The organism is Roseobacter sp., from assembly GCF_039970775.1.
Lineage (GTDB): Bacteria > Pseudomonadota > Alphaproteobacteria > Rhodobacterales > Rhodobacteraceae > Roseobacter.
The window spans coordinates 120,836-133,302 of record NZ_JBDVLG010000051.1 but is presented as its reverse complement, the minus strand read 5'-3'; the positions used below and the strand labels follow the sequence as shown (position 1 = coordinate 133,302).

General features: G+C 58.0%; 11 protein-coding genes. 2 read left to right on the top strand and 9 right to left on the bottom strand.

The genetic code is table 11. From position 1 onward, the window contains the following. Window positions 1-42: 42 nt before the first annotated feature. The 4 genes from ABJH13_RS13515 to ABJH13_RS13500 all read right to left on the bottom strand — a co-directional run bounded on the left by ABJH13_RS13515 (window position 43) and on the right by ABJH13_RS13500 (window position 4,686). A complete protein-coding gene (locus ABJH13_RS13515; protein ID WP_348406741.1) occupies window positions 43-681 on the bottom strand; it encodes an acyl-homoserine-lactone synthase in 639 nt (212 codons plus the stop codon). A 114-nt stretch (window positions 682-795) separates the two neighbouring features. Beyond that, window positions 796-1,515, bottom strand: a complete 720-nt coding sequence (locus ABJH13_RS13510; protein ID WP_348406740.1) for a LuxR family transcriptional regulator — start codon at window positions 1,513-1,515, stop codon at window positions 796-798. Window positions 1,516-1,887: 372 nt separating this feature from the next. Next, window positions 1,888-3,168: a crotonyl-CoA carboxylase/reductase gene (gene ccrA / locus ABJH13_RS13505; RefSeq protein WP_348406739.1), complete on the bottom strand. Its 1,281-nt coding sequence runs from the start codon at window positions 3,166-3,168 to the stop codon at window positions 1,888-1,890. A 150-nt stretch (window positions 3,169-3,318) separates the two neighbouring features. Further along, the gene (locus ABJH13_RS13500; protein ID WP_348406738.1) at window positions 3,319-4,686 is read right to left on the bottom strand and encodes a 1-acyl-sn-glycerol-3-phosphate acyltransferase; all 1,368 of its coding nucleotides are present in this window, start codon (window positions 4,684-4,686) and stop codon (window positions 3,319-3,321) included. Between ABJH13_RS13500 and ABJH13_RS13495 the strand changes: the two genes are divergently transcribed. Next, window positions 4,673-6,904: a methylmalonyl-CoA mutase family protein gene (locus ABJH13_RS13495; protein ID WP_348406737.1), complete on the top strand. Its 2,232-nt coding sequence runs from the start codon at window positions 4,673-4,675 to the stop codon at window positions 6,902-6,904. The genes ABJH13_RS13500 and ABJH13_RS13495 overlap by 14 nt on opposite strands. 68 nt (window positions 6,905-6,972) lie before the next feature. Beyond that, on the top strand, window positions 6,973-7,677 hold the full coding sequence (deoD, locus tag ABJH13_RS13490; RefSeq protein ID WP_348406736.1) for a purine-nucleoside phosphorylase: 705 nt from the start codon (window positions 6,973-6,975) through the stop codon (window positions 7,675-7,677). 24 nt (window positions 7,678-7,701) lie between these two features. Here the strand turns inward: deoD and ABJH13_RS13485 are convergent, their stop codons facing one another. The 5 genes from ABJH13_RS13485 to sdhA form a co-directional block, all read right to left on the bottom strand. Next, window positions 7,702-8,547, bottom strand: coding sequence for a DUF1989 domain-containing protein (locus ABJH13_RS13485; RefSeq protein WP_348406735.1), 846 nt, complete (start codon window positions 8,545-8,547; stop codon window positions 7,702-7,704). A 249-nt stretch (window positions 8,548-8,796) separates the two neighbouring features. Continuing rightward, entirely contained in the window at window positions 8,797-9,504 is a 708-nt protein-coding gene (locus ABJH13_RS13480; RefSeq protein WP_348406734.1) for a hypothetical protein, read from the bottom strand. Window positions 9,505-9,507: 3 nt separating this feature from the next. Further along, window positions 9,508-10,287, bottom strand: a complete 780-nt coding sequence (locus ABJH13_RS13475) for a succinate dehydrogenase iron-sulfur subunit (protein WP_348406733.1) — start codon at window positions 10,285-10,287, stop codon at window positions 9,508-9,510. A gap of 21 nt (window positions 10,288-10,308) precedes the next feature. Beyond that, window positions 10,309-10,650 (bottom strand): hypothetical protein, encoded by a 342-nt coding sequence (locus ABJH13_RS13470; RefSeq protein ID WP_348406732.1) that lies wholly within the window; start codon window positions 10,648-10,650, stop codon window positions 10,309-10,311. Window position 10,651: 1 nt separating this feature from the next. Beyond that, complete coding sequence (gene sdhA / locus ABJH13_RS13465; protein ID WP_348406731.1) at window positions 10,652-12,457, bottom strand: succinate dehydrogenase flavoprotein subunit; 1,806 nt, start codon at window positions 12,455-12,457, stop codon at window positions 10,652-10,654. Window positions 12,458-12,467 lie beyond the last annotated feature (10 nt).

Below are 12,467 nucleotides of genomic sequence, written 5' to 3'. Positions count from 1 at the left end.
ACAGGGGTCATGGCACAGGGACCAGACGTGACCGGCACCGATTTAGCCAGCCCGGGCCAATTCTTGTGTGGTCTCGCGCCCAAAGGACCGTTCAAACCACAACCGCGACAGTTCCAACGACACACCGGCCCGTGCGGCAATCTTGGCCTGCGCTTCGGGGGTGAATTCCCACAGACCGACGCTGATGGCATCCCGGCCTTCGCCTTCGGTCCCCAAAACGTCCGGAGACGACCCGATCATACGGTAAATCCGCACCATCCGCGCATCAAAAACACCAACGAAGTGTTTAACCCCAAAGCCGTTCATCACTTCACCACCCGCCAACATCAACGCGGCGGCAACCCGGCTGGGCGCATTGCGATTGAGGCAAAACCGGGTGCATTCCCAGATAAACGGGCTGGTGATCGTGCCGCCGCCAATCAGATGCGTGAAGTGGTCGTTCACCATCGTTTGTTCGGTTGTGGGCAAGAACCGCATCGATCCACCGTGAGTGCCATCTGGCAATTCCCAGATCACATATAGGGGGTTCATCGCGTCGTATTCATCGCGTTCCGCGCCAGTTGCATCAACTGAAACTTCCCAACCAAGGCGCGCCTTGAACTGATCTGCGCGATCCTCAAACATGGATTTTGCGAGTTTCGGGTGGTTGGCGAGCTGATCAGCGTAGATGTAACGAAGCATGTGATTTCCTTTGGTCAAAGCAGAACGTGATCAAAGGATTGCTTGATGATGCTTAACGTCACCCAACCAAATCGCGCGTGATATTAACCATTTGGCGGGCCAAACGGGAACAAATCAGACAACGATGAGCCCGCGACTAAGGGCGCGCGCCACGGCGTGGGTGGTATTTGAAGCGCCCAATTTAAAGCGCGCACTCTCGATATAAACCCGGAGCGTGTGCTCCGAAATCGAAAGCGTATCAGCCACTTGCGCCCGGTTGTAGCCGATCGCAAGCAAGGTCATTGCGTCAATCTCGCGCGGCGAGAGGGGTTGGGCTTCTTCGGGCGCGCGGTTCGGTTCGAACTCGAGCGCCTTTTGGTTAAAATAGTGTGCGATTAAGATAAGTTCGCGCCGGTTAGTTTCTGTAAACTTTTTCCACTCGTCGTCGGTGCAGGTATGATTCACGGTAAAAAGAGCGAACTGTCCGTTCGGTCCGCGAATCGGAATCGAATATCCCTGTGTTCCAATGCCGTATTTGATGGCCTCCGCCTGAAAGACCCGGACAGCCTTGCCCGACCAATCTAGCTTCTTCCAATCAACGGGGTGAAACCGTTTGTAACACCCCGCGATGACCGGATCGATACGAATGTAGTTTTGTTCTTGGTACCGGGCCGCCCAGTCCAGAGGATATGTGCCGTACCCATATTGCTCCCCCGCACTGTCGACCCAATGGTAGACCATGTTCTGAACGTCAAAATAGTCTTTCAGTTCAAGAATGGCGTGATGGATGGATTCAAGCGTGTCCGCCTGCTCCAGCTCCGCCAAAACTTTCTCCACTGTCGTGTTCGCTTCCATGTATCGCGCCTTGCGTCCTTTCGTGAAGGGCCGCGATCTCAGCCAGCGCAACAATTGCGGTGTCATCCAACTGCTCGGCTAACACCGGCAAGTCGTTTGCAGTCGCAAATGTTTTCAAATCTGTGAGAACGTCCAAAATCCAATCACTTCGCATAGTAGACTCGCCTTCTAAAGGTTAATGAAGCATTAACACAACTCTAACATGTATGAACGTTGGTTGAAAATTCGCATCTTTGTACTCCCCAGAAATAGCGAGGGCTCAAAATGCAACCTATTGATACTAAAGCGCGTCACAACCATGGCGAGAATGCACTTGGCAACACATAGATGATTCGGGGCCGTTCGTCTCTGGTAAATTGCGATCATGTTAGATTAACACCTCGCCTCCAGCGCGTCTTCAAATGTACGCAACCCCGTGCGCGGCGCCTGCACCAACACCGACATGTTTCCCGGTTTATGCGCATTGCGCAGCATCTTCATATGCGCCTGCGGCACGTCGGCCCACCCAAACACTTCGGACATGCACGGGTCAAGCCGCCGCTCCAGCATGAGGTTGTTGGCGGCGGATGCTTGCTTGAGATGTGCGAAATGGCTGCCCTGCAGGCGCTTTTGGTGCATCCACATATAGCGCACATCAAATGTTAAGTTAAATCCGGTCGTACCGGCACAAATCACAACCATTCCACCTTTTTTGACGACAAAGGTAGACACAGGGAACGTCGCCTCGCCGGGGTGTTCAAACACCATGTCGACGTTTTTGCCTTTGCCCGTGATCTCCCAGATCGCTTTACCAAACTTGCGGGCTTCGGTGAACCAGGCGGCATATTCAGGGGTGTTAACCGTGGGCAGCTGCCCCCAACACTTGAAATCTTTGCGGTTCAACACACCCTTGGCCCCTAGCCCCATCACGAAATCACGCTTGCTTTCGTCTGAGATCACACCGATGGCGTTGGCCCCCGCGGTGTTGATCAGCTGTATGGCATACGACCCCAACCCACCGGATGCCCCCCAAACCAGCACGTTTTGCCCTGGTTTCAGATCATGTGGTTCATGGCCAAACAGCATCCGGTATGCCGTGGCCAGCGTAAGTGTATAGCAGGCCGCCTCTTCCCAGGTCAGATGCTTTGGCCGCGGCATCAACTGTTGGCTTTGCACGCGGGTGAACTGGCTGAACGACCCGTCGGGTGTCTCGTAGCCCCAGATCCGTTGGCTTGGGGAATACATCGGGTCGCCCCCATTGCATTCCTCATCGTCACCATCATCCTGATTACAGTGAATAACGACCTCGTCGCCCACGTTCCACCGCGTGACCTTGTCGCCCACCGCCCACACGATGCCGGACGCGTCGGACCCTGCAATATGATACGGTTGGTTGTGCCCATCAAACGGGCTGATGGGGACGCCCAGTGCCGCCCACACACCGTTGTAGTTCACGCCCGCCGCCATAACGAGCACCAGCACATCCTGACTGTCGAGCGTGGGGACATCGACGACCTCTTGCAGCATGGCCGTATCGGGGTCGCCGTGGCGCTCGCGGCGGATCGCCCATGCATACATCTGTTTGGGCACGTACCCGATGGGGGGCATCTCCCCCACCTCATAAAGATCTTTTTCGGGCGCTTCATACTGCGCGAGTGTTGTGTCCAGTGCCATGCGAGCCTCCTACCCTGCGACGGTCAAAATTGAACGATGCCGCACTGCAGAATCGCGGCCATCTCACTTTGGGATATTCACCACCGCGAAATATTGCAACACAATCCGTATATATTTTGTAATTTTATGTCGTCTTGAGTGCGCGTGTCCTTAGGCCGTGGGCGCCCCCGTATCGTAGTGATGGGCGATAGAGTTTGCATAATAGGCCACAGTTTCTTGTTGCCCTGCTAGCACCTGCCAACCCTGCGCGGTCTCTTCAATGACCCGGTGTTTGCGCAGCTGCGCCAGAGATTTGCGCACCGCACCATCGATATTGCTCAAGCTATCAGGGGGCACATTGTCTGCGTGTTGCTGCGCCGCTGCACGCACAGCGTCAGTCAATGTGGCTTGGTTGATAGGCCCTGCGTGTTGCACCATCACATGGCAGATCAACGGAACAACCAGCACCGGCATCGCGGTTTCGATCCGCGTCATCAACCGGCCCGCCAGGTCTTCGACAGATCGATCCGGCCCGAATTCACGCAAAGACAACGGCTCACCGAACACCACGGCCGCCGTCCCAAACCGGGTGACGCGCCCGCGCAATCCTTGCCAGAACTTCCGCAGAATAAACCGCACTACAACCGAGATGCGCGCCCCAAACCGGCGGTCCCCCCGCGCGGCGGCCGCAATCAGCACCCGGTCTTCTAGCACCCGGTCATAATTGATCGCGACTGGCACAAACACCACATCCCGGCCCTTTGGGTCGCGGTCATCCAAAACGTAGCTGAGCAATCCTAGACGGGGGCGCATCAGCCGGCCATTCAGGCTCAACCCGCCTTCGGGAAAGATCCCCTGTGCCACACCACCCGAAATCGCCATTTGCACATAACGCGCAAGCACCTTGCGATAGAGCGCCCCGCGCGATCTGCGGCGGATGAAATACGCCCCCATCATCCGGATCAGGCGGCTCAACGGCCAAATCCGCGCCCATTCGCCCACCGCATAAGACAGCGCCGAGGTCTGCGCCGCCAAATAGGTCACCAACACGTAATCCATGTTGGACCGGTGGTTCATGATAAACACCACCGTCGCGTCTTTGGGGATAGATTGGATGATCGCGTCGTTGCGCGGCCCCGTCCAAACCACATAGACCGACCGTACCAGCAACCGTGCCAATCGCGTGCCAAACCCAAAATACGTGAAGGCGCTAAAGCTGGGCACGATTTCACGCGCGTAAGACCGCGCCCGTTCGAACGCCACGTTTTCGGGCATGTTGTGTGACTGGGCATGTGTGACGATTTCGCGCGTTACAGCCGGGTCATAGATCAACCGCTGGATCATGTCATAGCGCCGCGCCAGCTTGAACGGTTCGATCGGGCGGGTCAGCCGCTGGTTCAACCGCTTCACCGCCCGTTCTAACCGACGGCGAAAAAACCAACGCACCGACGGAAACAGGAAATGCGACGCAAAGGTCACGGCCGCAAACAGCAGTATTAGCACGAACAGCCACAGCGGTATTTCGATGGCTTGCGTCATGGATGGGCCCTGTGGGAGCGGGCGATTAGGAACGTCAAAAAGGTCATGGCCCCCACCTTTACCACCGGTTTCGAATAATATGAAAGGCACAGTGTCACGGGCCCCATGCGCGGGTCTTGTGCCCGATTGCGGCCCTTATTTGTCGTTGTCACCCGACCGCGCTGCATCGCAGCGAATTGACAAAGTCATAAACTTTCACTTACTGTATCTACAGTGCAATATAATTACTCAACCGATTCACGAGGGCCTTATGTCTGACACCAAAAAAGACCGTCCGTGGTTGATCCGTACATATGCCGGCCACTCGACCGCTCAGGCGTCGAACGCGCTCTATCGGGACAATCTGGAAAAAGGGCAAACGGGGCTGTCGGTTGCCTTCGATCTGCCAACACAAACGGGGTATGACAGCGACCATATTCTGGCGCGCGGCGAGGTCGGAAAGGTCGGCGTGCCGGTCAGCCATTTGGGCGATATGCGCGCGTTATTTGACCAGATCCCGTTGGACCGGATGAACACATCCATGACGATCAACGCAACCGCGCCTTGGTTATTGTCGCTTTATATCGCCGTGGCCGAAGAACAAGGCGCCGATATCGCAGCCCTGCAAGGCACGGTGCAAAATGATCTGGTCAAAGAATATCTCAGCCGCGGCACCTACATTTGCCCGCCTGCGCCCAGCCTTAAAATGATCGCAGATGTGGCCGAATACTGCTATTCTAACGTGCCCAAATGGAACCCCATGAACGTGTGTTCGTACCACCTGCAAGAGGCCGGTGCGACGCCCGAGCAAGAACTAGCCTTTGCCTTGGCCACTGCCACCGCCGTTTTGGATGCGTTGAAACCGCGCGTCCCGGCGGCAGATTTCCCTGCCCTCGTGGGCCGCATTTCGTTTTTTGTGAACGCAGGCATCCGGTTTGTCACCGAAATGTGCAAGATGCGCGCCTTTGTTGACCTGTGGGATGAGATTTGCCGCGACCGATACGGCGTCACGGACCCCAGCTTTCGCCGGTTTCGCTATGGGGTGCAGGTCAATTCGTTGGGGCTGACGGAGCAGCAGCCCGAAAACAACGTCTACCGCATTTTGATCGAAATGCTGGCCGTAACCCTAAGCAAAAAGGCCCGCGCCCGTGCAGTGCAATTGCCCGCATGGAACGAAGCGCTGGGTCTGCCGCGCCCGTGGGATCAGCAGTGGTCAATGCGCATGCAGCAAATCATGGCCTATGAAACGGATCTGCTGGAATTCGATGACCTGTTTGATGGCAACCCCGCCGTAGATGCCAAAGTGGACGCGCTGAAAGACGGCGCGCGCCGCGAGCTGGCCAATCTCGACGGTATGGGCGGCGCGATCGAGGCGATCGGCTATATGAAGGGGCGGCTGGTGGACAGCAATGCCGACCGTCTTGGCCGCATTGAGGCCGGTGAAACTATTGTTGTGGGCGTGAACAAATGGCAACGTGGTGAACCATCGCCCCTGATGACGGGGGATGGGGGTATCATGGTCGTGGACCCCACCGCCCAAGCCGATCAAATCGGGCGCCTGGACGCCTGGCGTGCCACCCGCGATGACGCGGCCGTGCAACAAGCGCTGGTTGATCTGCGCGCCGCTGCCGCCGAAGGGCGCAACATAATGCCGCCGTCGATTATCGCCGCCAAAGCGGGGGCCACCACGGGGGAATGGGCCGCACAGATGCGCGCCGTGCATGGGGAATACCGCGGCCCCACCGGGGTATCGGGCAGCCGGTCCAACAAAACCGAAGGTCTGGATGATTTGCGCAACGCGGTGGATGCGGTCAGCGACAAATTGGGCCGCCGGTTGACGTTTCTAGTGGGCAAACCGGGGCTCGACGGGCATTCCAACGGGGCCGAACAGATCGCCGTACGCGCCCGCGATTGCGGCATGAACATCGCCTATGAAGGCATCCGGCTGACCCCCGCAGATATCGTAACCGCCGCGCAAACCGATGCCGCGCATGTTGTCGGGTTGTCCATTCTGTCAGGCAGCCACATCCCACTGGTCGAAGACCTGATGGTCCAGATGCGCGCGGCCGGGTTGGCACATATCCCTGTCATTGTCGGTGGGATCATCCCCGATGATGATGCCGGACGGCTGCGCGCCATGGGGGTGGCACGGGTCTACACGCCCAAAGACTTTGAGCTGAACACCATCATGATGGATATTGTGACGCTGGCAGACCCGCAGGCTGTCGCTGCGGAATAGGCGGTTTGCCCTTGTTCCTGCGGCAAAGGCCGGGCAAATTGCGCCCGACTTTGAAAGGACCCCACACCATGACCATCCACATTGGCGCCGCCCCCGGAGACATTGCCGAAACCGTCTTGATGCCGGGGGACCCATACCGCGCACGCTGGGCCGCCGAAACATTCCTAGAGGGTGCCAAACTGGTGAATGAAGTGCGCGGCATGCTGGGGTTTACCGGCACCTACAAAGGCAACCGCGTGACAATCCAAGGGTCCGGCATGGGTATGCCGTCGCTGTCGATTTACGCCAATGAACTGATCACCGACTACAACGCACAAACGCTGATCCGCATCGGATCTTGCGGCGGGATGCAACCGCAAGTGGCCGTGCGCGACGTGATCATCGCCATGTCGGCCACCACAATCACGTCCCCATCATCTGCGATTTTCCGCGATGTGAATTTTGCACCAACGGCGGATTATACGTTGCTGGCGGCGGCTGTTGCGGCAGCACAGGCGCGGGGCACCACACCCCACGTGGGCGGCATCTATTCATCCGATGTGTTTTACGCAGAACGCCCTGATCTGGACGAACAAATGGTGCGCCACGGCATTCTGGGGGTCGAGATGGAGGCCGCAGAACTCTATACGCTAGCGGCCCGGCATGGGCGGCGCGCATTGGCGTTGCTGACCGTCAGTGACCATCTGCAAACTGGCGAGGCCCTGCCAGCCGAAGACCGCGAGCGCACCTTTGGTGACATGGTGGAAATCGCACTCGATGCGGCCTTTGCCTAAAGGCAAGGCCAACATCGAAGCCCATCACAAGCCGTGCGTCCCATCATAGACGTTTTTGCCCGGCCCGACCCACCCTTTTAAGGCATCCGTTGCAGGGGCATATATGTCCACCTGCAGCGGATAGCAGGCCGCCGCATCGCTGGAATGTTCGGCAGAACAATCGCCCCCCGGACAGGCCGACAGATTGCCGACCAGATCAATTTCGGCGAAAAATTCGAGGTAATCGCCCGGTCGTACGGGGCTGGCCTTCATGAAATACTGGCCTGTGTCGCGCGTGAACCCGGTGCACATAAACACGTTCAGCACGTCATGGACCAACGGCTCGGCCACCTGCACCGTGGTGCCCATATAGGCGGCCAACGCCCGCGTGAGATTGGAATGACAACAGTAGTGATACTGCCCCCCATCTGACAAAAGCGCGTGGGTGTAAGGGTCGCATCGCGTGCCAATCACATCGTGCACCGACCCGCCAAATTCATCGATCCCGTACCAGCCCAACGTATCGTGTGTGATCGTCGCCATGGGCCGCAAATGCGGAAACGACGACCACATCTGTTGGCCACGGGTGATATGGGTGCTGTGCAATGCGCGGGTTTTCCCAGAATAAAACCGTTCGCTGAGGTCATGGGCGCTGTGCAAATTCAGATCTCCGACCTGCGGCCCCTCGACGCTGGTGATCCGGAAGAAGTGCCCGGCAGGAACCGAAAAACAACGTGCATCGCGGGCAGGCACCATGACCGTTTCGGTCAGGTGCATCCCGTCGCGCGCCCGGTCGTACAGCGCCATATCAGGCATAGGCAGGGTTTCGACCGGGTAGCAGACAACCGGTTTGACCGCGCGGCGCGCATCGGCATCAGAGGGGGGTAGCATTGTCATGTCCTTTCGGGGCGGAGCCCACATCATTGTTTTGGCAGGTCGGCTTTGCAATCGCGCGGTGGCCCTTTGGAAGCGGTAAATGCGTCGGCGCCACATGCCATACAGATATATTTGCGCAACACACCACGGTCACCGGTGCGGTCTTCGCGCCACCGACACTGACGCGTCGCACGGTTGCGGCGCGCGAAGATGGCCACAAATATGAACGCGATGATCAGGCCGATAACAATATGCATAAACGCCTCAGATCAACAAATGGCCCGCGAGACCCAGGCCAAAGCCTAATATAGCGCCCAAAGGCGGCATCATCGTGTTTTCCACAGGCACCTGCGGCGCGATATCCTGAAACATCAGATAAAGGATCCCCCCCGACGCCACCATCATCACAGCACCTATGAAGGGCTCGAAGTGAATGGGTAATGTCAGGCCAATGTAGGCCGCCAACGGGCCCAAGGGGACCATCAAAAAGAACACCCAAAGCCGGCCGCCCCCTGCATCTGTCATCTCGCGCATGGCATTGTAGCCTTCGGGCAAATTTTGCAGCGCAATCAACGCCGCCACCAGCAACGCGGTGGACATGTCGCCCGTGATCAACGCACCCAACGCCAAAGCTTCGGGCAGATAGTCCATCATCATGGCGAGAAATTGCGCCACTTTGCCGCCACTGGTCGCGAGCAATTTATCAACGTAGGCAAACCCGACGCCGCCAGCCAGAAACCAACCAAGCGCAGGGCCGGGCGCCAGACGCGCGCTGCCCTCAGGCAGCAACACCAACGCCACAGCCGCCAACAAAGCCCCCGCGCCAAAGGCAACGACCCCGTGGCGCAGTTCGCTCCCCAAGCCATTGGGGAACCGATCCGTTCGCACCAACGCCAACCACGCCCCCAATGGGATCGAAAGCCCCGCCAAAGTCGCCAACCCCAACGCGGCCCAAAAAGGAGCGACCTCCACGGTTTAGACCCGGCGTTCGACCATCATCTTTTTGATATTGGCGATGGCCTCAGCGGGGTTGAGCCCTTTGGGGCAGGTCTTGGCGCAGTTCATGATCGTATGGCAGCGATACAGTTTGAACGGGTCTTCCAGTTCGTCCAAACGTTCGCCCGTGGCCTCATCACGGCTATCGATGATCCAGCGATAAGCATGCAACAACGCTGCGGGCCCGAGGTAACGGTCGCCGTTCCACCAGTAGCTTGGGCAAGACGTCGAGCATGACGCGCACATCACACATTCATACAGACCATCCAGTTTTTTGCGGTCGTCAATGGATTGCTTCCATTCTTTGGCCGGGCGGTTGGTCTTGGTCTCCAACCACGGCATGATCGAGGCGTGCTGCGCATAAAAATGCGTCAAGTCCGGGATCAGGTCTTTGACCACTGGCATGTGCGGCAACGGGTAGATTTTCACATCGCCCTTTACCTCATCCATGCCATAAATGCAGGCGAGTGTATTGATGCCATCGATGTTCATCGCGCAGGATCCGCAGATCCCTTCGCGACACGACCGCCGGAAGGTCAACGTTGGGTCAATCTCGTTTTTGATCTTGATCAGCGCGTCCAAAATCATCGGTCCGCAGCTGTCGAGATCAACGAAATAGGTATCAACTCGCGGGTTTTTCCCGTCATCGGGGTTCCACCGATAGATCGAGAATTTTCTGAGGTTCTTCACACCTCCAGGCTTGGGCCAGGTCTTGCCCTTGGTCATGCGGGAATTTTTTGGCAATGTCAGTTGAACCATGTCTGTGTTCTCCTGTGTAAACTATAGCGATGCGAGCGCGGCGGGACCCGCAGCCCGGAGGCAATTTTGCGTTTCCGGGCGCGTCAGAACCGCCCGAATGGTGTCGGCCGTGTTCTGATCGACCCCGGTGATCGCATCCGCGGCCAATGACTGAACCTCGCTGGCATCGGCATTGTCCACGACGCAATTCGTGAATGGGGTGAACAGCGCCTTGGGCACCTGCGGAAAATAAACAGCCAAAGCTTCGGGCAGGATGGTTTTGGCAGTGTCCCGCCCCGCGCGATCTGTCGCCTGTTGCACTTCGGCGCAGGCGGCCAGTGTCACCAGCGCCACGACGCCTGCAACCAAAGAAATCCGTGCCATATTAAAACGTCCGCTTCTTGGGTGCGATCTTTTTAGGATCAATACCGCCTTCATTGTGGCTGGTAAGCGGCTGCTCGTGCACCCCACGATACCCCAGAGATGCGGCATTCCCTTTGAACCAAATCAACGAGTGTTTGCGCCAGTTTGCGTCATCGCGGTCGGGGAAATCTTCGTGCGCATGTGCGCCACGGCTTTCCTTGCGCGCTTCGGCGCCGGTGATGGTGGCTACCGCGTTGGGGATGAGGTTCGCCAATTCCAGTGTTTCCATCAAATCGGAATTCCAGACTAGGCTGCGGTCGCTCACGCCAACATCAGACCACTTGCTCGCGACCTCATCCATAGCCTGTTTGCCCTCGGCCAAGGTTTCGTTGGCCCGGAAAACGGCCGCGTCCTTTTGCATGCATTGCTGCATTTCAAGCCGCAGATCGGCGGTTGGCGTGTGCCCTTTGGCATACCGTGTGTTGTCAAACCGGTCGAGCGCGGCTTGCACAGACGCCGGGTTGGGCGTTGGTACAGCACTGTCCGGATCAACGATTTTCCCGGCCCGGATCGCGGCAGCCCGGCCAAACACAACCAGATCGATCAGTGAATTTGACCCAAGGCGGTTGGCCCCATGCACCGACGCACAGCCCGCTTCACCGACGGCCATCAAGCCGGGGGATATGCGATCAGGTTCGTCGGTGGTGGGGGCCAGCACTTCGCCCCAATAGTTCGTCGGAATGCCGCCCATATTATAGTGTACCGTTGGCAGCACCGGGATAGGCTCTTTGTTGAGGTTCACACCCGCAAAGATACGTGCGCTCTCAGAAATGCCCGGCAGGCGCAGCTTCAATGTCTCTGGCGGTAGGTGGTTGAGGTTCAGGTGGATGTGATCCCCGTTTTTACCCACACCGCGCCCTTCGCGGATCTCCATCGTCATGCAGCGGCTGACATAGTCGCGCGGCGCGAGGTCTTTGTACTGAGGCGCATAGCGCTCCATGAACCGCTCACCCTCGGAGTTGGTCAGATAGCCGCCTTCGCCGCGCGCGCCTTCGGTGATCAGACACCCTGCCCCATAGATGCCGGTGGGGTGGAATTGCACAAATTCCATATCCTGCAGGGGCAACCCGGCCCGTGCTGTCATACCACCGCCGTCACCGGTGCAGGTATGCGCGGAAGTTGCCGAGAAATACGCGCGCCCGTAGCCGCCTGTCGCCAGCACCACCATCTTGGCGCTGAACAAATGCAAGGTGCCGTCATCCAGCTTCCAACACATTACACCCTGACAGACCCCGTCCTCGGACATGATCAGGTCGATGGCGAAATATTCGATATAGAATTCCGCGTTGTTCTTGAGCGATTGGCCGTAAAGCGTGTGCAAAATCGCGTGGCCTGTCCGGTCCGCCGCGGCGCAAGTCCGCTGTACGGCGGGGCCTTCACCAAATTCAGTGGTGTGGCCGCCAAACGGGCGCTGGTAGATCTTGCCTTCTTCTGTGCGCGAGAACGGCACACCGTAATGTTCCAGCTCGTAGACCGCTTTGGGGGCTTCGCGGGCCAGATATTCCATCGCATCGGTGTCGCCCAACCAGTCTGAACCCTTGACCGTGTCATACATATGCCACTGCCAGTTGTCGGGGCCCATGTTGCTAAGGCTCGCCGCGATGCCGCCTTGTGCAGCCACTGTGTGCGACCGGGTCGGGAAAACCTTGGTGACGCATGCGGTACGCAGCCCTTGTTCGGCCATGCCCAGCGTGGCCCGCAAACCGGCCCCGCCAGCGCCAACCACGACGACGTCATATTCGTGCGTTTCGTATTCGTAAGAAGCCATGGATCAGTCT

Excerpts from the sequence above, each read along its gene's own strand:
- sdhA (WP_348406731.1), bottom strand. The coding sequence starts at position 12,457 with ATGGCTTCTTACGAATACGAAACGCACGAATATGACGTCGTCGTGGTT.
- ABJH13_RS13500 (WP_348406738.1), bottom strand. The coding sequence starts at position 4,686 with ATGACGCAAGCCATCGAAATACCGCTGTGGCTGTTCGTGCTAATACTG.
- ABJH13_RS13470 (WP_348406732.1), bottom strand. The coding sequence starts at position 10,650 with ATGGCACGGATTTCTTTGGTTGCAGGCGTCGTGGCGCTGGTGACACTG.
- ccrA (WP_348406739.1), bottom strand. The coding sequence starts at position 3,168 with ATGGCACTGGACACAACACTCGCGCAGTATGAAGCGCCCGAAAAAGAT.
- ABJH13_RS13485 (WP_348406735.1), bottom strand. The coding sequence starts at position 8,547 with ATGCTACCCCCCTCTGATGCCGATGCGCGCCGCGCGGTCAAACCGGTT.
- ABJH13_RS13475 (WP_348406733.1), bottom strand. The coding sequence starts at position 10,287 with ATGGTTCAACTGACATTGCCAAAAAATTCCCGCATGACCAAGGGCAAG.
- deoD (WP_348406736.1), top strand. The coding sequence starts at position 6,973 with ATGACCATCCACATTGGCGCCGCCCCCGGAGACATTGCCGAAACCGTC.
- ABJH13_RS13510 (WP_348406740.1), bottom strand. The coding sequence starts at position 1,515 with ATGGAAGCGAACACGACAGTGGAGAAAGTTTTGGCGGAGCTGGAGCAG.
- ABJH13_RS13515 (WP_348406741.1), bottom strand. The coding sequence starts at position 681 with ATGCTTCGTTACATCTACGCTGATCAGCTCGCCAACCACCCGAAACTC.
- ABJH13_RS13495 (WP_348406737.1), top strand. The coding sequence starts at position 4,673 with ATGGCTTGCGTCATGGATGGGCCCTGTGGGAGCGGGCGATTAGGAACG.